This is a genomic window from Nonomuraea sp. NPDC048882 (assembly GCF_040649755.1).
Classification (GTDB): domain Bacteria; phylum Actinomycetota; class Actinomycetes; order Streptosporangiales; family Streptosporangiaceae; genus Nonomuraea; species Nonomuraea maheshkhaliensis.
Genome location: NZ_JBEZGB010000009.1, coordinates 19873 through 44269, shown reverse-complemented (window position 1 = coordinate 44269; position 24397 = coordinate 19873). Strand labels below are relative to the sequence as shown.

19 protein-coding genes and 1 pseudogene are annotated in these 24397 nt (G+C 71.0%); 16 read left to right on the top strand and 4 right to left on the bottom strand.

Annotated elements, in window-relative coordinates:
• Position 1: 1 nt before the first annotated feature.
• From kdpB to kdpF, 3 genes are read right to left on the bottom strand one after another with little or no spacing between them, the layout of a single operon-like run.
• Positions 2–2101: a potassium-transporting ATPase subunit KdpB gene (kdpB, locus tag AB0C27_RS30015; protein ID WP_357850391.1), complete on the bottom strand. Its 2100-nt coding sequence runs from the start codon at positions 2099–2101 to the stop codon at positions 2–4.
• Between the two features lies 1 nt (position 2102).
• Positions 2103–3764, bottom strand: coding sequence for a potassium-transporting ATPase subunit KdpA (kdpA, locus tag AB0C27_RS30010; protein WP_357850388.1), 1662 nt, complete (start codon positions 3762–3764; stop codon positions 2103–2105).
• On the bottom strand, positions 3761–3853 hold the full coding sequence (gene kdpF / locus AB0C27_RS30005; RefSeq protein ID WP_357850385.1) for a K(+)-transporting ATPase subunit F: 93 nt from the start codon (positions 3851–3853) through the stop codon (positions 3761–3763). Before kdpF ends, kdpA begins: the two co-directional genes overlap by 4 nt.
• A 350-nt stretch (positions 3854–4203) precedes the next feature.
• Between kdpF and AB0C27_RS30000 the strand changes: the two genes are divergently transcribed.
• The 12 genes from AB0C27_RS30000 to AB0C27_RS29945 all read left to right on the top strand — a co-directional run bounded on the left by AB0C27_RS30000 (position 4204) and on the right by AB0C27_RS29945 (position 18047).
• Positions 4204–5019 carry an SGNH/GDSL hydrolase family protein gene (locus AB0C27_RS30000; protein ID WP_357850382.1) on the top strand — a complete coding sequence of 272 codons (816 nt, stop codon included), beginning with the start codon at positions 4204–4206 and terminating at the stop codon, positions 5017–5019.
• 657 nt (positions 5020–5676) lie between these two features.
• Positions 5677–6588, top strand: a complete 912-nt coding sequence (locus tag AB0C27_RS29995; protein WP_357850379.1) for a diacylglycerol kinase family protein — start codon at positions 5677–5679, stop codon at positions 6586–6588.
• A gap of 178 nt (positions 6589–6766) precedes the next feature.
• Entirely contained in the window at positions 6767–7912 is a 1146-nt protein-coding gene (locus AB0C27_RS29990) for an indoleamine 2,3-dioxygenase (protein ID WP_357850376.1), read from the top strand.
• A gap of 278 nt (positions 7913–8190) precedes the next feature.
• A complete protein-coding gene (locus AB0C27_RS29985) occupies positions 8191–8730 on the top strand; it encodes a hypothetical protein (protein WP_357850373.1) in 540 nt (179 codons plus the stop codon).
• Positions 8730–9671 carry a DUF4097 family beta strand repeat-containing protein gene (locus AB0C27_RS29980; protein WP_357850370.1) on the top strand — a complete coding sequence of 314 codons (942 nt, stop codon included), beginning with the start codon at positions 8730–8732 and terminating at the stop codon, positions 9669–9671. The genes AB0C27_RS29985 and AB0C27_RS29980 overlap by 1 nt, the downstream gene beginning before the upstream one ends.
• Before the next feature lie 17 nt (positions 9672–9688).
• Positions 9689–10651 carry an ATP-binding cassette domain-containing protein gene (locus AB0C27_RS29975; protein ID WP_357850367.1) on the top strand — a complete coding sequence of 321 codons (963 nt, stop codon included), beginning with the start codon at positions 9689–9691 and terminating at the stop codon, positions 10649–10651.
• Positions 10651–11454, top strand: coding sequence for an ABC transporter permease (locus tag AB0C27_RS29970; protein WP_357850364.1), 804 nt, complete (start codon positions 10651–10653; stop codon positions 11452–11454). The genes AB0C27_RS29975 and AB0C27_RS29970 overlap by 1 nt, the downstream gene beginning before the upstream one ends.
• Complete coding sequence (locus tag AB0C27_RS29965) at positions 11451–11975, top strand: DUF1707 domain-containing protein (protein ID WP_357850362.1); 525 nt, start codon at positions 11451–11453, stop codon at positions 11973–11975. Before AB0C27_RS29970 ends, AB0C27_RS29965 begins: the two co-directional genes overlap by 4 nt.
• 382 nt (positions 11976–12357) lie before the next feature.
• Positions 12358–14286: an amino acid transporter gene (locus AB0C27_RS29960; RefSeq protein WP_357850359.1), complete on the top strand. Its 1929-nt coding sequence runs from the start codon at positions 12358–12360 to the stop codon at positions 14284–14286.
• A 97-nt stretch (positions 14287–14383) separates the two neighbouring features.
• Positions 14384–15586, top strand: a complete 1203-nt coding sequence (locus AB0C27_RS29955; protein ID WP_357850356.1) for an erythromycin esterase family protein — start codon at positions 14384–14386, stop codon at positions 15584–15586.
• A 170-nt stretch (positions 15587–15756) separates the two neighbouring features.
• Complete coding sequence (locus AB0C27_RS29950) at positions 15757–16068, top strand: hypothetical protein (RefSeq protein WP_357850354.1); 312 nt, start codon at positions 15757–15759, stop codon at positions 16066–16068.
• Between the two features lie 194 nt (positions 16069–16262).
• On the top strand, positions 16263–18047 hold the full coding sequence (locus tag AB0C27_RS29945; protein WP_357850351.1) for a hypothetical protein: 1785 nt from the start codon (positions 16263–16265) through the stop codon (positions 18045–18047).
• A gap of 9 nt (positions 18048–18056) precedes the next feature.
• On the opposite strand, the gene AB0C27_RS29940 is transcribed toward AB0C27_RS29945, so the two are convergent.
• Positions 18057–18533, bottom strand: coding sequence for a hypothetical protein (locus tag AB0C27_RS29940; RefSeq protein ID WP_357850348.1), 477 nt, complete (start codon positions 18531–18533; stop codon positions 18057–18059).
• Between the two features lie 198 nt (positions 18534–18731).
• Between AB0C27_RS29940 and AB0C27_RS29935 the strand changes: the two genes are divergently transcribed.
• From AB0C27_RS29935 to AB0C27_RS29920, 4 genes and pseudogenes are all read left to right on the top strand, one after another.
• Positions 18732–19235, top strand: coding sequence for a peptidase inhibitor family I36 protein (locus AB0C27_RS29935; RefSeq protein WP_357850345.1), 504 nt, complete (start codon positions 18732–18734; stop codon positions 19233–19235).
• Positions 19236–19276: 41 nt separating this feature from the next.
• Positions 19277–20430, top strand: a pseudogene (locus AB0C27_RS29930) (FAD-dependent oxidoreductase).
• Positions 20431–20434: 4 nt separating this feature from the next.
• A complete protein-coding gene (locus AB0C27_RS29925; RefSeq protein WP_357850342.1) occupies positions 20435–21832 on the top strand; it encodes a DHA2 family efflux MFS transporter permease subunit in 1398 nt (465 codons plus the stop codon).
• A 91-nt stretch (positions 21833–21923) separates the two neighbouring features.
• Entirely contained in the window at positions 21924–24059 is a 2136-nt protein-coding gene (locus tag AB0C27_RS29920; protein WP_357850339.1) for a serine/threonine-protein kinase, read from the top strand.
• Positions 24060–24397 lie beyond the last annotated feature (338 nt).

Here is a 24397-nt window from a genome sequence, read left to right as displayed (position 1 = left end):
GTCAGCTCATCCCCGGAAGGAACTGGACCAGAAGGTCGATGATCTTGATGCCGATGAACGGCGCGACGATGCCGCCCAGGCCGTAGACGTACAGGTTGCGGCTGAGCAGCTTGGACGCGCTCGACGGGCGGTAGCGGACGCCGCGCAGCGCCAGCGGGATCAACGCGACGATGATCAGCGCGTTGAAGACGACCGCGGCCAGGATCGCGGACTGCGGGCTGGACAGGCGCATGATGTTGAGCGCGTCCAGGCCCGGGTAGACGGCCGCGAACATGGCCGGGATGATCGCGAAGTACTTGGCGACGTCGTTCGCGATCGAGAACGTGGTCAGCGCGCCGCGCGTGATGAGCAGTTGCTTGCCGATCTCCACGATCTCGATCAGCTTGGTCGGGTTGGAGTCGAGGTCGACCATGTTCCCGGCCTCCTTGGCGGCGCTGGTGCCGGTGTTCATGGCCACGCCGACGTCCGACTGCGCCAGGGCGGGCGCGTCGTTGGTGCCGTCGCCGGTCATCGCGACCAGCCGGCCGCCCTCCTGCTCCTTCTTGATGAGCGCGAGCTTGTCCTCGGGGGTGGCCTCGGCCAGGAAGTCGTCCACGCCTGCCTCGTCGGCGATGGCCTTGGCGGTGAGCGGGTTGTCGCCGGTGATCATGACGGTACGGATGCCCATGCGGCGCATCTCGTCGAACCGTTCCCGCATGCCCTGCTTGACCACGTCCTTGAGGTGGATCACGCCGAGCACCCGGTCGCGCTCGGCCACGACCAGCGGGGTGCCGCCGGAGGCCGAGATGCCGTCCACGATGTGCCCCACCTCGTCGGTGGGGTGGCCGCCGGCGTCGCGCACCCACTTCATCACCGCCGTGGCGGCGCCCTTGCGGACTTCGCGGCCTTCGAAGTTCACGCCTGACATGCGGGTCTGTGCGGTGAACTGCACCCATTCGGCGCCGTGGATCTCGCGCTCGCGCAGGCCGTGACGTTCCTTGGCGAACACCACGATCGAGCGGCCCTCTGGTGTCTCGTCGGCCAGGCTCGACAACTGCGCCGCCTCCGCCAGGTCCCGTTCCGTGACCCCGGCGACGGGGACGAACTCCGACGCCTGCCGGTTGCCCAGGGTGATCGTGCCGGTCTTGTCCAGCAGCAGCGTGGACACGTCCCCCGCCGCCTCGACGGCCCGTCCCGACATCGCCAGGACGTTGCGCTGCACCAGGCGGTCCATGCCGGCGATGCCGATGGCCGACAGCAACGCGCCGATCGTGGTGGGGATCAGGCAGACCAGCAGCGACACCAGCACGACGCCGGTGACACCGTTCGCGTCGAGAGCCAGGGAGTCGGGCACGCCCGGGTTGACCAGTTTGGAGTAGACGGCCAGCGGCTGCATGGTCGCGGTGGCGACCAGGAAGACGATCGTCAGCGCGGCGAGCAGGATGTTGAGCGCGATCTCGTTCGGCGTCTTCTGCCGGTTCGCGCCCTCGACCAGGGCGATCATGCGGTCGATGAAGCTCTCGCCCGGCTGCTGCGTGATGCGCACGACGATCCGGTCCGACAGCACCCTGGTGCCGCCGGTCACGGCGCTGCGGTCGCCGCCGGACTCGCGGATGACGGGGGCGGACTCGCCGGTGATGGCCGATTCGTCCACCGAGGCGATGCCCTCCACCACGTCGCCGTCGCCCGGGATGATCTCTCCCGCCTCGACGACCACGAAGTCGCCCGGCCTGAGCTCGGGCGCGCCGATCTCGTCCCACTCGGCCGCGTCCCTGCTCCTCAGGCGGCGGGCCCTGGTGCCGGTCCTGGCCCGGCGCAGCGTGGCCGCCTGCGCCTTGCCGCGCCCCTCGGCGACGGCCTCGGCCAGGTTCGCGAAGATCGCGGTCAGCCACAGCCACACCACGACGGCCCAGGCGAAGAACGACGGCCGCAGGACGGCCAGGACGGTGGTGAACGCCGCGCCGATCTCCACGACGAACATGACCGGGTTGCGCCACAGCGTGGCGGGATTGAGCTTCCTCAGCGCCTCGGGCAGCGCCAGGAGCAGGTGCCGGGGGTCGAACAGACCGCCGCCGGCGCGGCCGGTCCGTTCCAGGGGTTTCTCCAGTACGGGGGCTGACATGTCAGGACAGTCCTTCCGCGATCGGGCCGAGCGCGAGCGCCGGCAGGAAGGTCAGGGCGACCAGGATGACGGTGACGCCGACGACCAGGCCGACGAACTGCGGCCGGTGCGTGGGCAGCGTGCCCGCGCCCTCGGGGACGGGCGACTGGCGGGCCAGCGAGCCGGCCAGCGCCAGGACCAGGATGATCGGCAGGAACCGGCCGAAGACCATGCACAGGCCGAGCGCCACGTCGTACCACGGGGTGTTGACCGTGAGGCCGGCGAAGGCGGAGCCGTTGTTGTTGGCGGCGCTGGTGAAGGCGTACAGGATCTCCGACAGGCCGTGCGGGCCCGAGTTGAGCATGCTCGCGCGCTGTTCCGGCGAGCCCATCGCGAACGCCGTGCCGATCAGCACGAGCGCCGGGGTGACCAGGAAGTAGAGCGAGGCCAGCTTGATCTGGCGGGGGCCGATCTTCTTGCCCAGGTACTCGGGGGTGCGCCCGACCATCAGTCCGGCCACGAAGACCGTGATGACGGCCAGCACGAGCATGCCGTACAGGCCCGCGCCGACACCGCCGGGGGCGATCTCGCCGAGCATCATGTTCGCCATGGTCATCATGCCGCCGAACGGCGTGTAGGAGTCGTGGAAGCTGTTCACGGCTCCGGTGCTGGTGAGCGTGGTCACCGCGCCGAAGGTGGCGGAGTCCGAGACACCGAAGCGGACCTCCTTGCCCTCCATGGCCGCGCCGACGGCCTGCGGCACGGTCGCGTGGCCGCCGAGTTCGAAGGCGTTGGTGAGCAGCACGGAGGCCAGCGCCAGCACGCCCATGACGGCGAGGATGGCGTGCCCCTGACGGACCTGCCCGACCATCCGGCCGAACGTCCGCGGCAGCGCGAACGGGATCGCCAGGATCAGCAGGAGCTCGAACCAGTTCGTCCAGGTGGTCGGATTCTCGAACGGGTGGGCGGAGTTGGCGTTGTAGAAGCCGCCGCCGTTGGTGCCGAGCAGCTTGATGACCTCCTGCGAGGCGACCGGGCCGCCGGTGATCGCCTGCGTGCCGCCGGTCAGCGTGCTGACCTCGTGCACGCCCGACAGGTTCTGGATCACCCCGCCCGCGACCAGCACGAGCGCGCCCAGGAACGCGATCGGCAGCAGCACCCGGACGGTGCCGCGGACCAGGTCCACCCAGAAGTTGCCGATCGTGCCCGACCGGCTGCGGGCGAAGCCGCGCACCAGCGCGATGGCCACCGCCATGCCGACCGCGGCCGAGACGAAGTTCTGCACGGCCAGGGCGGCCATCTGGGTCAGGTGGCCCATGGTGGACTCGCCGGAGTAGGCCTGCCAGTTGGTGTTGGTGACGAAGCTGACGGCGGTGTTCCAGGCGATGTGATCGGTGACCGGGGCCATGCCCTCGCTCAGCGGGAGCCGGTCCTGGAGGCGCTGGAGTCCGTACACGGCCAGGATGGAGATCACCGAGAACGCGAGCAGACTGCGCGCGTAGACCGCCCAGCTCTGCTCGGCGTCGGCCCGCACGCCGAGGAGCCGGTAGACGCCGCGCTCGGCGGCGGTGTGTCTCTTGCTCGTGTAGACGCGGAACATGTGGTCGCCGAGTGGCCGGTGCAGCAGAGCCAGCACGAGGACCAGGGAGGCGACGAAGAGCACCCCCGCCGTCGTGGCGTTCATCTGAACCGCTCCGGGAACAGCAGGGCCGCGACCATGAAGACCGTCAGGGCGACGACGATCGCCAGGCCCGTGGCGTTGACCGCGTTCACAGGCGCTCCACCGCCTTCACGACGAGCCCGAAGATCACGAAGATCGCGATCGTCAGAGCGACGAAGACGACGTCGGCCATCTCCACTCCTCAGTTCTGGTTTCCTCCGCTCGGATGAGCGGGACAGAGTCCAGCAAATCTGGGAAATAGCCCTGTTTCGCATTCCTTGACGGGTTTCATACGGCCGGGTGGGGATTCTTGACGCCATCCGCACAGGGCGCTTTCTCACGGTGCCGGGCGGGGATTCTTGACGCGCATAAGGCGCTTTCTCGCGATGCCGGGCCGGATGTCCGGTAAGTGTCCTGCTACGTGCCTGTCTCCCTGCCACCCGGAGGTGGACCATGGACGGCCATGAAGCCCATGACAGGCAAGACCTGGCTGCAGCACACCCATCTCGACAAGCTGTACGGCTACCTGCCCGGCATGGCGGACGCGCTGCCGACGATCTTCGGGCTGAGCCGGGACGAGTACGTCCAGGTCATCGCCGAGTACGACGCCCGCGCCGGCCAGGCCGCCGAGACCCTGCTCACCGACGGGGAGTTCGCCGCCCGCCTGGCCGCGCTGCCCGTACCCGCCGGGCGGACGATCCTGGCGATCGGCGACAGCATCACCGACGACCTGCAGTCCTGGGCCGAGATCCTGCGCCACCTGCTCCGCCCGCGCGGCGTGCTCGTCGTGAACGGCGGCCTGTCCGCGCACACGACCGCCATGCTGCTGCGTCGCTGGCCGGCCACACTGAACGCGGTCCGCCCCGACTGGGTGATCTGCGCACTCGGCGGCAACGACGTCACCCGCATCGGCCCCGAGTCCGCCAAGCCCCAGGTCGGCCTGGCCGAGAGTGTGGCCAACCTGCGGGAGCTGCGGCGCATCGGCGGGGCGGTGGAGACGTGGGTGTGGCTGACTCCTGTGCCGGTGCGCGAGGAACGGGTCGCCGCCTTCCCCGCCTTCGGGTTCAGCCAGGTCGGCTGGCGCAACGCCGACGTGGTGGCGCTGGCCGGGGAGGTGCTGGGCTTTCCCGAGCCGGTCGTGGACCTGACGGCCGCGTTCGGGGTTCCGGCGCGGTCTGATCTGCAGGGTGAGGATGGGGTGCATCCGTCGTTGGACGGGCAGATCGCGATCGTACGGGCGCTCGTGGAACGGTTGACCGAGCACCGGCCGCACGCGTGACCCCTCGTCGGCCGTCCCGCGTGATCCTCCACTGGACACCCCATGCTCCCTCGCCTGGCGCTCGCAGGCGGCGCCTGGCTCTCAGGAGGTGGGCGGGAGGCGGGCTTGGGCGGTCGCGATGGTGAGGAGTTCGGGCAGATTGCCGTCCGGCCCGCCGGAATAATCCGCCCCGCCCAAGCAGTCCAACCCGCCCAGACAACTCATCCGACATGTCCGGCCCGTCAGGCCTGTCAGACGCAGACGGCCCCTCCGGCTCGTCCGGGCCGAATCCCTCCGCCCGCAGCTCCGCCTCGGCGACCGCCCGCACGTCAGGGGCGATCAGGTCCAGCAACCGCCACACTTCCTCGGCGGCTAGTTCCAGCGTCATGTCCCGACCTTGGGCCGCCACGGGTCTCCTCTCGTCGACCGGAACGCTCCATCCATTGTCCGCCGATGTACGGCGACCGGCTCGGAAAGCGCTCCAGCTCGGCCACCCGCGCCGTCAGCACCACCAGCCTCACCACCACCGGCTCCACCAGCCCGGTTTCGCGGGGCGAATCATGGGCATCGAGCGCCCAGGACTCCGGGAGAGCAGGACCGCAGGAGGGCAGGACCCCGGAAAGGCAAGGCCGGGAGGGCAGGACTCTGACAGGGCAGGGATCGGGGAGGGCAGGCGCGATGGCTCGCAGGTTGCTGGTGATGGGCAATCCGGCCGCGGGCGGAGCCGGCGAGGAGCGCCGCAAGGCGGTGCTGGACGTCCTCTCCGGCGGGGTCGACGTCGTGGAGCGGGTGACGGAACGGCCGGAGGACATCGGCCGCGCGCTGGCCGAGCACGCCGATCGCATTCCGGTCGTGCTCGGCGGCGACGGCAGCCTGCACACGCTGGTGGCCGAGCTGCTGGCCCGCGACGAGCTGGCCGAGCGCCCGGTGGGCCTGATCCCGATGGGCACCGGCAACGACCTGGCACGTTCCCTGGGCATCCCGCTCGACCCGTGCGAGGCCGCTGAGGTGGTCCTGCGGGGCCGGGAGCGGCCGATGGACCTGCTCGTGGCCGGCGACGGCACGATCGTGGTGAACGCCGTGCACGTCGGCGTCGGCGCACTGGCCGCCGAGGAGGCGACGCCCCTCAAACCGTTGCTGCGCCGGGTCGCGTACGCGGCGGGGGCGCTGCTGGCAGGCGTACGCGCGAAGGGCTGGCACCTGCGGGTGCGCGCGGACGGCAGGACCATCGCCGACGGCCGGCGGCGGATCCTGATGGTGGGCGTCGGCAACGGCACCTCGATCGGCGGCGGCACCCCGCTCACCCCACAGGCCCGTCCTGACGACGGCCTGGCGGACGTGGTCGTCTCCTTCGCCGTCTCACCCCTGGCCCGGCTGACCTTCGGCCTGCTGCTGCGGCTAGGCAGACAGCGCCGCCACGACGACGTCGTGACCCTCAGAGCGCGCGCCATCTCCATCGACGGCGAGCCGGTCCCGGCCAACGCCGACGGGGAGCTGTACCAGGCCAGCCCCTCCTACGCCTGGACGGTGCATCCTGCGGCCTGGCGCATCCTCGCCCCCGCGAACGGTTCGCCGGAGAAGAACCGATGACCACGGAAACGGCCGACCTGGAGAATCCTGGAACGGTGCGGGCATCCAGACCAGAGGCGCCCGGAACAGCACAGGGGCACGGACCGGAAGAACCCATGACACCTGAGACGGCGCGGGGGCCCGGTTCGGCGGAGTTCATGTGCGTGAGGCGGCGTCGGGGTCCGGGCTGGAGGGGCCGATGACATCTGGGGCGGGACGGATGGCCGGCCTGGGCGACTATGCCATCGACCCGGTCCGTGGATTCGTCCCCGCCGACGACCCGCCGAACACGCTGCCGCCGTACTACCGCCCCTGGGAGCGGACCGTACGCGACCTGTCAGCCCTGATCATGACGGGCCGCCTGCGCGGCACCGTCGCGTCGCTGCCCGTGCTCACACTCGAAAAACTGAGCTCACACGGAGAGCGCGAACGGGCCATGCTGCTGCTGACCTGCCTGGCGAACGCGTACGTATGGGGATCAACCACCCCCGCCCGCACGCTCCCCGCCCCCGTGGCCCGCCCCCTCGACGAGCTGGCCCGCCTGCTGGAACGGCCGCCGATCATCGCCCACGCCTCGATCGTCCTGAACAACTGGCGCCGCCTCGACCGCACGGAGCCGCTGAGCACGTCCAACATCGACACCCAGGTGACGTTCCTCGGCGGCGTGGACGAGAAGTGGTTCTACCTCGCCACCGTGGGCGTCGAGCTGGCCGGCGCGCCCGGGCTGCCGCTGCTCGTGCGCGCCCACGACGCCGTAATCGCCAACGCCCCCGACCTGCTCACAGAGGCGCTGCTAGGCGTGCAGGAGGTGCTCGGCCGCACGACGGACGCGCTGCTCGGCATCGAACGCTGGTGCGACCCGCACGTCTTCTTCCACCGGATCAGGCCGTTCCTCACCGGCTGGGCCGAACCCGGGCTGATCTTCGAGGGCGTGGATCGCGGGCCCGTCGTCCTGGCCGGCGGCAGCGCCGCGCAGAGCTCACTGATCCAGTCGTTCGACGCCGGGCTCGGCATCCGCCACGACGACGAGGTGACTGCCGGCTTCCTCACCGGCATGCGCGCGTACATGCCGGCGCCGCACCGCCGTTTCCTCACCGACCTGGAGACCGGCCCCTCGGTACGCGCCTACGTGGCCGACCGGCGCCGCGACCGGCCACGGCTGGTGGAGGCGTACAACGGAGCCGTGGACGCGCTGGCCCGGCTCAGGGCCCAGCACATCGGCATCACCGGCCGCTACATCCAGCGCTTCGAACGCGACGGCGCGGCCAAGGGCACGGGCGGCAGCGACTACACCGGCTTCCTCCGCCGCGCCCGCGAGGAGACCATCGGCTACCTGCTGCCCTGATCAGCGAGGCGGCGGGGCTTGCTGGCGATGGCGGTCGTCCTGCTGATCGCCTGCCGTGGCACCACGCCGGTGCAGCGCGTACGGATCCTGCCGCGACACCACGCCAGCGCAGCGCGTGCGGATTCTGTCGTGCCTGCCCAAGCTCTTCGTGGCCCTCGATGGAAGACCACGATCGCGCAGGAGCCGCTAGTCTGGTGACGCCACATGACGCCATGATGACTCCACCCACTCCCACCAGCCCACTTGATATGACGCCACGATGATGTCATAGTGACGCCATGGACTTGGCTCCGTACGTTGACAATCTCCGGCGCGATCTGGCCATCGCCGCCGCGGCGGGCGGTGACGAGGCGCGGGCGCTGGCCGAGCGATTGGCCGCGACGCTCGAGTCCGCTACCCGGCTCGCCCTGCTGGAGGCCCTGTCCGCCGCCGCGGACGAGATCACCCGCGACCTCGCCCCCGGCTCGGTCGAGGTCCGCCTGCGTGGCCGCGAACCCGGTTTCGTGGTGACGCCACCGCTGGTCGCCGCCTCGTTCGAGGACGACGGCGAGCGGCACGGCCCGCCCGCCCCGCCACCGCCGCCGCCACCACCCATGCCGCCCGACGCCGACGACGGCGGCACGTCCCGCATCTCCCTGCGCGTTCCCGAGCACCTCAAGCCGCGCATCGAGGAGGCCGCCGCCCGCGACGGCCTGTCCGCTAACGCCTGGCTCGTACGCGCCGTCTCCGCCGCCCTCGACCCCGGCCAGGACACCCGGCGCTCAGGCAAGAGCGCGCCGCGGCAGGCCGGCAACCGCTACAGCGGCTGGGTGCGCTGATGACCACGTCAACCCGCGACGACTGGATCGCCATGCCGACCTTCGACACTCCCGAGCCCGTCCTCGTCGTCATCGACCTGCCGACGGCCACCATCAGGATCAACGCGAGCGAGCGCACCGACACCGTCGTGGAGGTGCGCCCGAGCAACGAGTTCGACGAATCCGACGTCGAGGCCGCCCGGCAGGCGCGGGTCGACCTCACCGGCGGCAGGCTGCTGCTCCGGGTGGAGGGCGGAGGGCCCGCCACGTCGCTCGGCTGGGGCCTGTCGTTCGACAAACTGGTCGAGTCGCCCACGTCCTGGGCGCGCTCGCTGCTGCTCGGCCACAGCGGCTCGATCGAGGTGACGATCGACCTGCCCGCCGGCTCCCGCGTGGACGCCAAGGCGGCGACGGGCCTGCACTGCCGGGGCCCGCTCGGCGAGGTGGCGTTCACCACCACCTACGGCGACGTCAACGTGGAGGAGTCCGGCCGGTTGCGGCTGAAGACCACCTACGGCGACATCTCGGTCACCCGCTCGTCCGGCCACGCCGAGGTCACCACGACCCACGGCGACATCAGGATCGGCGAGATCGACGGCACGGCGGTGCTGAAGAACTCCCACGGCGACCTGCGCCTCGGCGAGATCACCGGCGAGCTGCGGGTGCAGACCTCCCACGGCGACATCGCCGTCGACCGCGCCCTGTCCGGCGTCGCCATCAAGACCTCGTACGGCAGCGCTCGCATCGGCGAGGTGGTGGCCGGCTCGGTCGTCATGGAGACCACCGGCGGCGGCCTCGACCTCGGCATCCGCGAGGGCAGCGCGGCCTGGCTGGATCTCAGTTCCACCTACGGCACCGTGGACGTCGAGCTGGAGTCCAGCGACGGCCCCGGTCACACCGACGACGTCGTCGAGGTGCGCGCGCACACCGCGCACGGCGACATCTCCATCCACCGATCCTGACGATCAAGGAGACTTTCATGCCTGACGCGATCATGGCCGAGGGGCTGGTCAAAAGATACGGCGACGTGGTCGCCCTCGACGGGATGGACCTGTCTGTCCCCGAGGGCACGGTGTTCGGGCTGCTCGGCCCGAACGGCGCCGGCAAGACCACCACCGTGCGCATCCTGACGACGTTACTGCGCCCCGACGCCGGGCACGCCACGGTGGCCGGGTTCGACGTCGTCCGCGACGCACGCGCCCTGCGCGGCCACATCGGCGCCTCCGGCCAGTACGCGGCCGTGGACGACCACCTCACCGGCGCCGAGAACCTGGAGATGGTCGGCCGCCTCTACCACCTGGGCGTGCAGCGCAGCCGGCAGCGCGCCCGCGAGCTGCTGGAGCGCTTCGACCTGACGCAGGCCGGCGACCGGCCGGTGCAGGGCTACTCGGGAGGCATGCGGCGGCGGCTCGACCTGGCCGGGGCGCTGGTGGCCAACCCGCCGGTGCTGTTCCTCGACGAGCCCACCACCGGCCTGGACCCGCGGGCCAGGGCGAGCCTGTGGGACGTCATCTCCGAGCTGGTCGCCGAGGGCACCACGGTCCTGCTCACCACCCAATACATGGAGGAGGCCGACCGGCTGGCCGACCGCATCGCGGTGGTCGACCACGGGCACGTGATCGCGCTCGGCACGTCCGACCAGCTCAAGCGGCAGGTCGGCGGCGACCGGGTCGAGGTGTGGCTGACCAGCCCGGCCGACCTGGAGGCCGCGGAGCGGGCGCTGGCGCCGCTGGCCGTAGGAGCGCCGCAGCGCGATCCGCACATCCTGCGGGTGACGGTCCCGGTCAGCGGCGGGGTGAGCGCGCTGACCGCCGCGCTCGGCCGCCTGGCCGCCGAACGGGTCACCGTACGCGACGCCGGGCTGCGCCGGCCGACCCTGGACGACGTGTTCCTCACCCTCACGGGACACCAGGCCGACGAGAAGGTCAAGGAGACCGTGTGATGAACGCCCTCAACCTGGCCGTCGCCGACGGCATGACGATCGCCAAGCGCAACGCGCTGAAGATCCGCCGGGCCCCCGACCTGCTGGGCGGCGTGGTCATGCTGCCGATCGTGTTCGTGCTGCTGTTCACCTACGTCTTCGGCAGCATGATCAGCCTGCCCGGCATGTCCTACGGCGAATACCTGCTCCCCGGGATCTTCGTCCTCACCATCGTCTCGAGCGCGCAGATCACCGGCTACACCCTGACGCAGGACCTGCAGCGGGGCATCTTCGACCGGTTCCGCACGCTGCCGATGTCCCCGTCGGCGGTGCTGACCGGCCAGACCATCGCCGACGTGATCATGAACCTGACCAGCATGGTCACGATGGTCGCGGTCGGCCTGCTCGTCGGGTGGCGGATCAACTCCTCGCCGCCGGAGGCCGCGCTGGGCTTCCTGATGCTGCTGCTGTTCTCCTACGCCTTCTCCTGGGTGACGGCGACGGTCGCGCTGGCCCTGCGTACGCCCGAGGTGTTCAACAACGTGGCCACGATCCTGTCGTTCCCGATGGTGTTCCTGTCCAACGCCTTCGTCGACAGCGCCCGCCTGCCGGGCCCGCTCAAGCCGATCGCCGAGTGGAACCCCGTCTCCACGCTGGTCCAGGCCGCGCGCGAGCTGTTCGGCAACACCAGCCCGGCCATACCGACGCCCGCCGCGTGGCCGCTCCAGCACGCGGTGCCGGTGTCGCTGGCGTGGTCGGTCGTGCTGCTGGCCGTGTTCGTGCCGCTGGCCACGCGGCTGTACAAGAGAGCCGTCAGCCGGTGAACCCCGCGACGGCACGGGTCTCCGACGGGGACCGCGACAGGGCGGTGGAGCTGGTGCAGCAGGCGTACGCCGACGGGCGGCTCGACCAGGAGGAGCTGGAGCGGCGGCTCGAACGCGCACTCGGCGCCGGCTCGGTCCAGGAGCTCGAACTCGTCGTCGCCGACCTGCCGCGTCACGACGAGGTGGTCAGGCTCCAGTCGGTCGGCGGGGGCCTCAAGCGGTCGGGCGACTGGAACGTCCCCCGGCGCCTGCACATCGAGTCCGCGTACGGCAGGGTGCGGCTCGACCTGTCGCGGGCCGTCATCCGGCACGCGCAGGTCGACATCGAGCTCCACCTCGCCTATGGCCAGGCCACGATCATCGTGCCCGCGGGTGCGAGTGTGGACGCCGACGGGGTGCGGGCCGAATGGGGCCGGGTGATCTGCAAGGCACCGGGCCGCCGGCGTCCCGGCGAGCTGCACGTCCAGGTCACCGGCGCCCTCCCCTACGGCCGCCTCGTCATCCGCCCAGCCCGCAGCTGACCTCCCCTACGGTCGGCCCACCCACGGGCGTGACCCCCACAGCGGCCCTCCCGCGGATGCGATCCCTTCGGCCGACTCACTCACGGGCACAATCCCCACGGCCGGCCCGCCTGCAGGTGCGATCCCCACAGCCGACCCTCCCTCAGGTGAATCCCTAAAGTCCGCGTGCCCGCAGGTGAGATCCCGGCCACCGGCTACCTGTCTGACCCCCGTCCGCCCCCCGTCAGGCCTCCCTGCGGATGAGACCACCCGCTCTCACCCCCGACCCCGACCCCATCCGCCCGAATATTGACGTTTTATTGACGCCATGATCACGCTGGTACCCGTACTTGCCTCACTAGTGTCTTCGTCCTGACGTCCCCTTGACGACGGAAGGACCCAGGTGACCGAGGTGGACCAGCGTGCGGCTGTGCCCGACACGCCGTTGCGGCGGTGGCTGCTCAAGGGCCTGCCCACCCCCGAGACCCCGGTGAACCGCCCCGCCGCCGAGGAGCCCGCCGGGCACCGGCACCAGTGGTGGCAGGTGATGTGCCTGACGGGCGTCGACTACTTCTCCACCCTCGGCTACCAGCCGGGCATCGCCGCGCTGGCCGCCGGCGCGCTCAGCCCCGTGGCGACGCTCCTGCTGGTGGCGTTGACGCTGCTGGGCGCGCTGCCGGTCTACCGGAAGGTGGCCGCCGACAGCCCCAACGGGCTGGGCTCGCTGTCGATGCTGGAGCGGCTGCTGCCCGGCTGGCGGGGCAAGCTGCTGGTGCTGTTCCTGCTCGGGTTCGTGGCGACCGCGTTCGTCATCACCATCACGCTGTCGGCGGCGGACGCGACCGCGCACATCCTGCACAATCCCTTCGTCCCGCACTCCTGGGCGGGCTGGCAGGTGCCGGTCACCCTGGCTCTGATCGCCGCGCTCGGCGGGGTGTTCCTGGCCGGCTTCAGCGAGGCCATCTCCATCGCGGTCGTCCTCGTCGCCGTCTACCTGGTGCTCAACCTGGTCGTCGTGGGCACCGCCGTCCAGCGGGTGCTCACCCATCCCGAGCAGGTGGCCGGCTGGCGGGACGTGCTCGCCTCCGACTACTCCAGCCCGATCGCCATGGTGGCCGTCGCCCTGTACGTGATGCCGAAGCTGGCCCTCGGCCTGTCCGGCTTCGAGACGGGCGTGGCCGTCATGCCCCTGGTCAAGGGCGAGCTCGCGGAACGGATCAGGGGCGCGCGCAAGCTGCTGACCACCGCCGCCCTGATCATGAGCGTCTTCCTGATCACCTCCAGCGTCGCCACCACCGTGCTCATCCCGGCCGAGGAGTTCGCGGAGGGCGGCTCGGCCAACGGCCGCGCCCTGGCCTACCTCGCCCACCTCTACCTGGGCGACTGGTTCGGCACCGCGTACGACCTGTCCACCATCGCCATCCTGTGGTTCGCGGGGGCCTCCGCCCTGGCCGGGCTGCTCAACATCGTCCCGCGTTATCTGCCGCGTTACGGCATGGCCCCCGACTGGACCCGCGCCACCCGGCCGATGGTGCTGGTCTTCACCGGCATCGCGTTCCTCATCACGGTGTTCTTCGACGCCGAGGTGGAGGCTCAGGGCGGCGCGTACGCCACCGGGGTGCTGGCCCTGATCCTGTCGGCCGGCGTCGCCGTCACCCTGGCCGCCTGGACCGCGCGCCGGTTCAAGGCCGCCGCCTACTTCGGGCTCATCAGCCTGATCTTCGCCTACGCCACCGTCGCCAACATCATCGAACGGCCCGACGGCCTGGTCATCGCCCTGCTGTTCGTCCTGGCCATCGTGGTCATCTCGCTGGTCTCCCGCGCCACCCGTTCCACCGAACTGCGCGTCACCACCATCAGCCTGGACGACTGCGCCCACCGTTTCATCAACGAGGCCGGCGAGATCTACCTGATCGCGAACGAGCCCCACACCCGCGACGCCAAGGAGTACGTCGACAAGGCCCGCGAGGCGTGGGAGCTGCACCGCCTGCGCACCAGCGAGGGCCTGCTCTTCCTGGAGGTGACCATCCCCGACGCCTCGGAGTTCGCCGGTGAACTGCGGGTGGTCGGCGAGGAACGGCACGGCTTCCGCGTCCTGCGCCTGCAGAGCACCACCGTGGCCAACTCCATCGCCGCACTGCTGCTGCACCTGCGCGACACGTACGGCAAGACGCCTCACGTCTACTTCCACTGGGCCGCCGAGGGCAACCCCATCGGCGCGCTGCTGCGCTACCTCGTCTTCGGCGGCGGCGACGTGCCGCCCCTGACCCGCGAGGTGCTCCGCCAGGCCGAACCGGATCCCGCCCGCCGTCCGGTCGTCCACGTCGGCTGATCGCCCGCCTTTGCCCCTCGTTTGAAGCTTTCAGCACCACGACCACGGAGATATCGGCAAAAGTTCACACTGAAAGTTCAACGATACCGTTGAAGGCATGGACATCGGCATCATCCAAGAATCCGCCCATGCCGTCGAAGCCGCCACCGTCTCCAGACTCCTGCGGGCCCGGCCGCGCCTGCTCGCCCTCGGCGAACCCACCCACGGCGAAGAACTCCTGCTCGACGTACGCAACGACCTGTTCCGGCAGCTCGTCGAGCAGGACGGCTACCGGATCATCGCGCTCGAGAGCGACTGCCTGGCGGGCTTGACCGTGGACGACTACGTCACCTCCGGCACAGGCACGCTCGACGAGGTCGTGGAGCGCGGCATCAGCCACGGATGGGGCACGTCACCGGGCAACCGCGAGCTCGTTCGCTGGATGCGCGCGTACAACGAGGGCAGGCCCGCCTCCGAGCAGCTGCGTTTCGCCGGCTTCGACGGCCCGCTGGAGACGGAGGCCGCCGCGAGCCCCCGGCAGGTCCTCACCGCACTCCACGCCTACCTCGCCGCCCGTGTCGAGCCGGCCCTGCTCCCCTGCACGGCCGACACCCTCGACCAGCTCATCGGCGCCGACGAACGCTGGACCGACCCCGCCGCCGCCTGGGAACCGTCCAAATCCGTAGGCCGTTCCGACGACGCCAGGCAACTGCGGCTGCTCGCCGACGACCTGGTGGCCCTGTTCGACGCGTCCCTGCCGCACCTGATCGCGACCTCCACCCCCGGCGAGCTCGAACGGGCCCGCCTGTACGGTCGCACCGCCACCGGCCTGCTGCGCTACCACTACTGGATGGCCGACACCTCACCGGCCCGCTGGCCCCGGCTGGCGAGCGTGCGGGACACGATGATGGCCGCCAACCTCCTCGCCCTGGCCGAACAGGGCCCGACCCTGGTCTACGCCCACAACACCCACCTCCAGCGCGACAAGGGCACGCTGACCATGGCGGGCCGGCCGTTCGACTGGTGGGGCGCGGGCGCGCTGGTGAGCCCCCGCCTCGGCGACGACTACGCCTTCCTGGCCACGGACGTCGGCACCATCGCCCACCACGACGTGCCCGCCCCACCCCCCGACACCCTCCAGGGCCTCCTCCACCAACTCCCCGGCGACCGCCACCTCATCGACACCCGCCACCTCGCCACCACCCTCACCGCCGCCCCCGCACCCCGCGAATCCCCGTACTACGGCTACATCCCCCTGAACCCGACCCACCCGCCCACGTACGACGGCCTCCTCTACATCAAGGACCTGCCACCGGCCTGAGCCCCCGCCCGCGACCGGCGCCGGAAGATGATCCTGGTGCCGGTTCGCGCAATTCCGATCGGCGGCGTCCGCCATTCCCATAGCCAAGCGGGCTTTTCGCTTGCCGCCGGCAATAAGCCGGTCTACGGTTCACGTTGACCATTTCTGGAGTCAGGCCCAGGGAGACCTCCATGGCCGAGCCGCTGGTGCCCAATCCCAGGCACATGGTGCTCCGCGAGCTTCTCACCCGCGCTCGCGACCAGGCCGCCCACGTACGGACGGCCTACCAGGCCCCGGTCGCCGACATGTACTCCAACCAGGTGTGGACGGGGCCCACCGCCAGAAAGTGGACGCATGACCTCGAGTTTCGTCATCGCCGGTTGGCCCGGCTCGCCGAGCAGGTGGTCAACGCGTTGGAGGAGGAGCTGAGCCGTCATCCGCCCCAGGTGACGGCCGCGGAGGCGAACCACATCCGGCGTGAGATGGCGGGCAGGATCCCATGACGACTCCGGTCAACGAGTTCTGCGGCGTTGATCCACGAAGAATGGAACGAATGTCTCGTTCGCTGGAAGGCGGAATCGACACCATCACCGCTTTCTGCGCGGAGTTCGAGGCCGGCTTTCGCCGGAACGACATGAGCACCGCGATATTCCGCGAAATACGGGATATCGCCGATTGGGGCACGAGCCAGCTTTCCATGCTGACCTATCGTGTCGAGACCATCGAGGAGCTGGGCGACGGCGCGAGCCCCGGTTTCCTGCTGCTGCCCTACGATCTGGACGACCTCGAGCGAGCCCGCCGCCTCGCCAAGAAGGTCACCGGCGTCTTCAGCACCAGGACGAAGAACGAGCAACGCGACCAGGCCGCGGAGATCCACGCGTACGCCGACGACATCGCGGCCCTGAAGCAGGACCCCCAGGCTGCCGCCGCCTTCTACGCGTCCTTGCCGCCCCACATCCGCGACGACCTGCCTCAGATCATCGCCGCGACCGGCAGTTCGACGGCGAAAGCGGATCTGGCGGCATTCAGCCAGGCCCTCGGCGCGGCTCTCGCGGCGCCCACCGCCATCCCTGGCTTCGCGAAAGTCAGGAGCCAGTTGCTGAAGCCCGCCGGGCGCGACGTCGCCTGGAACCGCCTCGCCCTGCTCAAGGACTCCGGCGCGCCGGCCTCCTATCGCGCGTCCGCCGCCCGCGCCCTGGTGCTCGACGAGTTCGTGGCCGATCCGCGCGGGGATTTCCGCGCCGGAACCGTCACCGACGTCAGCGCCTACGGGTTTCCCCCGGACACCGTGGCCATGGCCCTGTCGGTGCTCGAAGGCGACGGAGCCGTCATCCGCGACACGTTCGCCCGGATGGGCGGGGACGACGTGAAGCTCTCGCAGACCGAGAAGATGAAGCTCTTCGTCCAGTACGCGAAAGGCCACGGCTACGGCGACCAGGTCGCCGACTCTCTCGGCCGCGTGCTGGCCGACGGGTCCGAGGCCGTGGACGAGCGGCCCGGCCGGCACTCCCCCGAAGCCGCCGCCTTCGCGTTCGACACCATCGCCGCCATGGGCTCCTTCGGCGAGGATCTGCCGCTCACCGCCGCTGACTCGATGAGTGCGATCGCCACGTCGTACGCCCACGAGATGGTCACGGGCGCGCGGATCGACAGGGCGCTCTACCGCTCATCGACCATGGGAGCGCCGGAGGGATGGACCGACGTCGCCGGGATCACGCCGTCCTTCCATCTGAGCCCGGGCGACACCTATCGTTTCCTGCGCACGTTCGCCGCCGACGAACGGGCCACCGGTGATTTCGATGCCGCGATGGCCACGTTCTACCACGACACCATGGTCTCCGCCGCCCGCCTGGACAAGGGCCAGGACAGCGGTCAGTTCGAGATGGCGAGCAAGGTGTTCGGCGACTTCGGCGGGATCGAGTACAAGGCGATCAGCGACGTGCGGGGCGAGATGGACGCACAGGACGAGCTGCTGCGCGACATCGTCAAGAACACCCTCTCCTTGGGCATCGACAAGCTTCCGGTGGGCGACCTGGCCGCCCTGGGCGGCGCCGTGGTCAGGGAGCGGGTCGTCAACGCGGCATGGGACGTCGCCAAGGCGTACGGGGTCAGCACCGCGCTGGACGGATGGGCCGACAGCTTCGAGACCCGGGCCGAGAAGCTGGAGGCCGAGCAGCTCGACTATGTCGTACGGCACCGCTACGACCTGGCGGGCATGCTGTACGAAGCCGGATTCCCGGCGAGCGCCCCGCCTCCCGAACTGATCAGCGGCACGACCGGCCGGCTCAAGACCTACGACGAGATCGTCGCGGAGGCCACCAGGGAGGCCGGGAACGGCGACCGCGGGAAGACCCTCAGGGACAAGCTCGCAAAATTCGAACGGTGGATGGACGACAATCCGCGGTTCGACGCGAAGATGGAGGACTCCTCCCGGCTGGGCACGAGCACTCTTTCCCGGGACATCATCGACATCTGGAGCTGACGACGATCCTCAGGAGGCGAAGCAGCCGGTCTCGGCGCGGATGGACCACGTCGGAGAGTCGGGCCGCACGTCGACGGTCATCGTCACCCCCGCCTCGTCCTTCACCCCCCGGATGACCCGTGCCGCCGGCTTGTCCCGCCGGCCGGGGTCGGACGTCACCGTGTAACCGAATCGCGGCAGGGAGAGGGTGTCCTCCATGAGGCTCTGGGCCAGGTTCAGGTAGGCGTCCACGGTCTGGCCGGCGGCGCGTTCGTAGTCGGCCGTGGCTCGCATCACCCGTTTGAACCGGCCCTCGCCACACGGGACGTCCTTGTCCGGGCGTTCGAGGATGGTCAGTTTCTTGAGCGGGTTCTTGAAGACGTCGTCCGTCTCCAGAGTGCGGGTGTCCTTCCGCAGTTCGGCCACGGCGTCGCCGAGCGAGGGCCCGGCCGAGCAGGATGCCGAGAGGAGTACGCACGCCACCATGGCCACGCATCGGGCGCGCATGCCATACCTCCGTGAACGGCCGTGCCGACAGATGCTTCAATCCTGACCCAGCCCAGGTCCGGGCGCCAGCGGTTCACCGCTTCATGCCCTGGTGGTATGAAGCGGCCTGAGCACGAGCACGGGGGTCAACGGGGACTCAACGGGGGCTCAACATCGGGGTGCCTATCTTCGTGGCGACCACACGGAGAAGGAGACGAAATGAGCCAGCATCCGCTTCTCGTCAAAGTCCTGAGGACCGCCGGTGTCGCCGTCGCCGCCGGGGTCGTCGCCTCCAGCGCGGTCCCGGCCCAGGCTGCCTCCGGCAGTGCCAGGGTCGAGGCGTACATGGCGGCCTTCCCTAACGGGACCAAGGTGAGCAACAACGAGATCTCCTATGAGGGCGGCGCGGTCTCCGTGCTGCTTTCGGCCACGGCGAAGGACTGCAAGGCGGGGTACTACTGCGTCTACACGGACTCGAACTTCCGTGGTGCGATGGCCAGGTGGAAGGCGTCCGCGTCCAAGTGCAAGAAGTACGAATTCACCGACTGGTGGCGCGACAGGATCTCCTCGTTCTGGGCTCGCGGTAAGTGCCCGGCCGACAACTACTTCCTCAAGAACAAGAAGAAGTGGCAGCCCGACCAGTTCCAGCCCTTCGAGGGGAAGAAGCCGTACGTTTACTACAACGACGCCTACGACTACGCGGCGCGCGGCTACACCGGCTGACGGCCGGCCCGTGCGGGGGTCGCGTGGAGTCGCTTGACTTCATGTTGACCTTAACTTGCAGACTTGCCTCCGTTCGAACAACCGAACTCATGGAGGCAACGATGTACGACGTCGTCATCGCCGGCGGGGGGCCGGCCGGTCTGGCCGCGACGCTGGTGCTGGGGCGGGTGCACCGCACGGTGTTGCTGGTCGACGCCGGGGACGGGCGCAATGCCCGGGCCGATGCGGTGTACAACTTTCTGACCAGGGACGGGACCCCGCCGGACGAGCTGCGGGAGCTTGGCCGGCGGGAGCTGGCCGGGTATCCGGCGGTGCGGACGCTGGCGGGGACGGTTGCCGCTGCGGAGGCGGTTCTCACGGTCCCCACCGTCCCCACGGTCCCCACGGTCCCCACGGTCCCCACGGCCTCTGCGGCCTCTGCGGCCTCTGCGGCCTCTGCGGCCTCTGCGGCCTCTGCGGCCTCTGCGGCGGAGAACGTGGAGGGCGTTCCCGGCGCCGACGTGGCACGTGGCGGGTTCCGGGTTGAGTTGTCCGATGGCAGGACGGTGGGAGCGCGGCGGCTGTTGCTGGCCACCGGGCTGGCCGACGAGCTTCCCGGCCCGCCCGGAGTGGCCGAGCTGTGGGGCCGGTCGGCGTTCCACTGCCCGTACTGCCACGGCTTCGAGTGCACCGGCCTGCCGGTCGCGGTGCTCGGCGCCGGGCCCGGCCGCGTACGGCTGGCGCTGCAGCTGAGCCGGTTCGCCGCCGGCGTCGTGCTCTGCACCGGCGGCGAGCCGCTGGCCCCGCTGCGCGGGAGACGCTCACCGCGTACGGCGTGGCGGTGCGGTGCGAGCCCGTCACCCGGCTGGAAGGCGCGGACGGACGGCTGGAACAGATCGTGTTCGAGAGCGGCCCGCCGCTGGAACGGGCGGCGGTGTTCGTCGCGAACGTGCCGCGCCAGCGCTCCGCCCTGGCCGAGCACCTGGGCTGCGCGGCCTTCGCCGACGGGTGCGTGGAGATCGACGAGTTCGGCCGGACGAGTGTGCCCGGCGTGTACGCGGCCGGCGACATGGCCAGGCGCCGCACCGTGCCCATGCCGCTCGCCGCGGTGATCGCCGCCGCCGCGAGCGGCACCCTGGCCGGCGGGGCCGTCGACCAGGACCTGCTCGGCGAGGACTTCGGCCTGCCCGACCCGTTCGCGCGACGGGAGGGCTGAGCTCATGTCCTCCAGAACGGGCAACGTCCCCCTCGCCACGGCAGGGCTCCTGATCGGCATGCTGCTGTCGGTGCTCGACCAGACGGTGGTGGCCATCGCCCTGCCCGACATCGCCGCCGACCTGGGCGGCATGGACGCGATCGGCTGGGTCGTCACCTCGTACGTGCTGGCCTCGACCGCGACCGGCGCGCTCTACGGCCGCGTCAGCGACAGGTTCGGCCGGCGCGCCGTCTTCGTCACGGCGGTCGTCGTGTTCGCCGCGGGCTCGGCGTTGTGCGGCCTGGCGCAGTCGATGCCGCAGCTGATCGCCGCCAGGACGGTGCAGGGCATCGGCGCGGGCGGGCTGTTCGTGCTGCCGACGATCGCGCTGTCCGAGTTGTACCCGCCGCGGCTGCGCAGCAGGGTGCAGGGCTTCACCGGCGGCGTGTTCGCGCTGGCCAGCGTGGGCGGGCCGCTCGCCGGTGGCGCCATCACCGACGCCTGGGGCTGGCACTGGATCTTCTACGTCAATCTGCCGCTCAGCCTGCTCGGCGTGGCTCTCACCGCGTACGCGCTGCGTCTGCCGACGCCCGGCGCGCACGGCAGGGCCGACGTGGCCGGGGCCGTGCTGCTCGCGGGCGCCATGGTTAGTCTTCTGCTGGTGGCCGAATGGGGCGGACGCGTCTACGCGTGGACATCCGGGACGATCCTCGGGCTGGTGGGCGCGCTGGTGGTGCTGACTGCGCTGTTCGTACGGCAGGAACGGCGGGCGGCCGACCCGCTGCTGCCGCCTCGGCTGTTCGCCCACCCCGCCCTGCGGACCGCCCTGCCCGCCGCCGCGCTGCTGGGCGCGCTGCTCGGCGGCTCGATCGTCTACCTGCCCACGTATCTGCAGGCCGGGTACGGCATGGGGGCGACGCAGGCGGGGCTGGCGCTGAACCCGTACGTGCTGACGTTCATGGCGGTCTCCTTCCTGGCCGGGGCCCGCATCGGCGCGAGCGGGCGGTTCCGGCCCTATCTGATGGCCGGTGCGGCCATCGCGGCGGTGGGGTTCGCGGTGCTGGGCGGCCTCACTCCCAGCGCCCCATACCTGCTGTTCGCGGCGGGGATCGCGGTGCTGGGCGCCGGGTTCGGGCTGCTCATGCAGAACCTGGTCGTCGTCGCGCAGAACGCGGCCCCTCCCGCCGACCTGGCCGCCACCACCTCAGCCGTGGTGTCCGTGCGCGGGCTCGGGCTGTCGCTCGGCGTGGCGGTCTTCGGCAGCCTGCTCACCCGCGAGCTCCAGGGGCGCGTCCCCGGTCCTGCGGCGACCGCGGCGGCCATTCCTGAGGTGCTGTTCTGGGGCGTTCCGGCCGCCGCGGTGCTGCTCGGGCTGGTCGCCCTGCTGCCACGGAACGTACGCGCCGGGAGCGCGCCGTCGTAGAAATCGGCCGATCTTCGAACCGTTGACCCGCCCGAGCCGTCTTTCAAGAACGGACACTTTGTGTCGGAGCGAAGGGCGGGGGCTCAGCAACATGATCAGTCCGGATACCGTGCTGGCGAATCGCTACCGCCTGGTGTCACGGCTCGGCGGCGGCGGTCACGGCGAGGTGTGGCGGGCTCACGACCTCCTGCTCGACCGAATTGTCGCGGTGAAGACCATCCGCGCGGGGCTGGACGGCGACCCCGAGTTCGCGGCCCGGTTCCATGCCGAGGCCCGGTCGATGGCCACGATCGACCATCCGGGCGTGGTGGCCGTGTTCGACTTCGGGATCGCCGAGTTGTCGGGGCGGCGTACTCCGTACCTGGTCATGCAGTATTTGGACGGCGAGCCGCTGCACCTGCTGCTGTCGCGCGGCGGGCGGATCCCGGCCGGCGCGGCGATGGACCTGGTCGCGCAGACCGCCGAGGCGTTGCAGGCCGCGCACGACGCCGGCGTGGTGCACCGGGACGTCAAACCGGGCAACCTCGTGATCCGGCCGGACGGCAGCGTCGTGCTGACCGACTTCGGCATCGCCCGGGCGGCGGGCGACGGCAAGCTGACCGCCACCGGCATCGTGCTCGGCACCGTCGTGTACTGCGCCCCCGAGCAGGCCGAGGGCGCCGCGCCCAGCACGGCGATGGACGTGTACGCGCTGGGCGTGGTCGCCTACGAGTGCCTGACGGGGCAGGCGCCGTTCCAGGGCGAGAACGCGGTCGCGATCGCGCTCAAGCACCTGCACGAGGCGCCGGCGCCGCTGCCCGCGCACGTGCCTGCGGCGGTGGGCGAGGTGGTCATGCGGGCGCTGGCCAAGGATCCGGCGGATCGCTGGCCCAGCGCCGGGGCCCTGGCCGTGGTGGCCCGCGCGCTCGCCGACCGGGCGGCGCCTGGCGCGTCGCTCGCGGACCGATCAGCCCCGCGCCCGTCATTGGACGGGCTTTCCGGCTCGGGTGAGCGGCCTGGGTTGGACGGGCGGTCAGCGCTGGACGCCTCGGGTGAGCGGCCGACAGCGGGCCGGCGGGCCGGTTCGGGTCGCGGGCCGACGGCGAGCGGGCGGGCCGGTTCGAGTGGCGGTCCGGAGGCCGGCGGTCGGGCTGCGGTTGGTGGCGCGGCTGGTGGGGCGGCGGGCTCCGGGATGGGTACGGGGCGGGCCACGGTTTCCGCCCCGGCCGGTGGGCGGCGCGTACGGCGTCGGGCGCTGGGCGTGGGAGCCGGGTTCGTCGCCATGGCCGTCGCGGCAACGGCGGCCTGGAACCTGCTGGGCACCGGTCCGCCGGAGTCGTCCGCGTCCCAGGCGCAGGCCGGCCCGACACCGCCGATCGCCGCCGACCCGTCGCCGGACCTGCTCACCCACACGCGGGACGACGACGACAAGCCCCGCGACAAGCCGACGACCCCCGCCCCCGTCAAGACCACCCCGGAGATCGTCCCCTCCGAGGACCCGTCTCCTCCGGCTCCGGCCGAGGGCGTGCTGGTCGGTGGCATCGTGCACAGCGGCGGGCCGTCTTCCGGCGATCCGGGAGAGGACGGTTACCAGCCTGGGCAGGTCGACGTCTTCACCGGCAAGGGCAAGCGGGTGGCGAGCCGGCGCGCGGACCGCCGCGGGTTCCGCTTCTCGCTGCCCCGGGGCGGTTACCGGCTCCAGACGGCCGTGGCCGGCAAGACGTGTTCGACGACGGCCCGGGTCACGCCGGACCGGACCACGCGGGCCGACCTCACGTGCTCGATCCCCGAGCCGGCTTTCCGCAGCGCGGCGTTGAAGGACGTACGCGGGGACGTGAAGGGCGGGCCGGACTCGGGCGAGGCGCCTCCGTACGCGGACCTCCTGGTGGCGGCGGCGAACGGCGGCCAGGACGGCGTCACGCTGGCGTTCGTCACCGCCGGCCCCATCCCGGCGAAGGCTCCGTCCGGAGGGAAGAGCCAGAGCCGGTGGGCGGTCTCCATCGAGCAGGACGGCAAGACCTTCGTGCTGTCATTCACCGGCCGCGACGGCGCGTGGAGCGCCGAATGGGCACCGGCGACCGGCCCGGTCGAGGTCAAGCCAGTGATCTCGGGGGCGAGCATCTCCGTCGCCTTCGACCGCGCGCAGCTGAAGACGGCCCCGGTCGACTTCACCGAGCCGTACCGGATCAGTCACGCGGACGCGAACGTGATCGCCGACACGCACAGCTGGACCGACACAGCACCCTGACCCTGCTCCGACCTGCGCGATCCCGCCATCGGGACGGGGTCACCGCCAACCAGGCGACACGATTCCGACCTCCGCCATCCCGCTCCCAGCATCACCTGTCCGACGCTCCACGTCCCTCGTCCCCCGCCCAACGTCCCACCTCCAGCGGGACGATGCGACCCCGCGCGGTACTGCGCCGGCGATGGCGGCCCGGCGCAGCACCGCGAACGATGCCACCCGCGCGGTACTGTCCCGCGCGATGCAGCCCAGGACTCTGCGGCCTGGGCGGTGCGGCCCCGGGCAATGCGGGCCGAGCGGTGCTGTCGGAAAGGCGCCGGCCTGGGCGGATGGGCGTTGAT

Coding starts and splice junctions, on each gene's coding strand:
- kdpB (WP_357850391.1), bottom strand. CDS start 2,101: ATGTCAGCCCCCGTACTGGAGAAACCCCTGGAACGGACCGGCCGCGCC.
- kdpA (WP_357850388.1), bottom strand. CDS start 3,764: ATGAACGCCACGACGGCGGGGGTGCTCTTCGTCGCCTCCCTGGTCCTC.
- AB0C27_RS30000 (WP_357850382.1), top strand. CDS start 4,204: ATGAAGCCCATGACAGGCAAGACCTGGCTGCAGCACACCCATCTCGAC.
- AB0C27_RS29995 (WP_357850379.1), top strand. CDS start 5,677: ATGGCTCGCAGGTTGCTGGTGATGGGCAATCCGGCCGCGGGCGGAGCC.
- AB0C27_RS29990 (WP_357850376.1), top strand. CDS start 6,767: ATGACATCTGGGGCGGGACGGATGGCCGGCCTGGGCGACTATGCCATC.
- AB0C27_RS29985 (WP_357850373.1), top strand. CDS start 8,191: ATGGACTTGGCTCCGTACGTTGACAATCTCCGGCGCGATCTGGCCATC.
- AB0C27_RS29980 (WP_357850370.1), top strand. CDS start 8,730: ATGACCACGTCAACCCGCGACGACTGGATCGCCATGCCGACCTTCGAC.
- AB0C27_RS29975 (WP_357850367.1), top strand. CDS start 9,689: ATGCCTGACGCGATCATGGCCGAGGGGCTGGTCAAAAGATACGGCGAC.
- AB0C27_RS29970 (WP_357850364.1), top strand. CDS start 10,651: ATGAACGCCCTCAACCTGGCCGTCGCCGACGGCATGACGATCGCCAAG.
- AB0C27_RS29955 (WP_357850356.1), top strand. CDS start 14,384: ATGGACATCGGCATCATCCAAGAATCCGCCCATGCCGTCGAAGCCGCC.
- AB0C27_RS29950 (WP_357850354.1), top strand. CDS start 15,757: ATGGCCGAGCCGCTGGTGCCCAATCCCAGGCACATGGTGCTCCGCGAG.
- AB0C27_RS29945 (WP_357850351.1), top strand. CDS start 16,263: ATGCTGACCTATCGTGTCGAGACCATCGAGGAGCTGGGCGACGGCGCG.
- AB0C27_RS29940 (WP_357850348.1), bottom strand. CDS start 18,533: ATGCGCGCCCGATGCGTGGCCATGGTGGCGTGCGTACTCCTCTCGGCA.
- AB0C27_RS29935 (WP_357850345.1), top strand. CDS start 18,732: ATGAGCCAGCATCCGCTTCTCGTCAAAGTCCTGAGGACCGCCGGTGTC.
- AB0C27_RS29925 (WP_357850342.1), top strand. CDS start 20,435: ATGTCCTCCAGAACGGGCAACGTCCCCCTCGCCACGGCAGGGCTCCTG.
- AB0C27_RS29920 (WP_357850339.1), top strand. CDS start 21,924: ATGATCAGTCCGGATACCGTGCTGGCGAATCGCTACCGCCTGGTGTCA.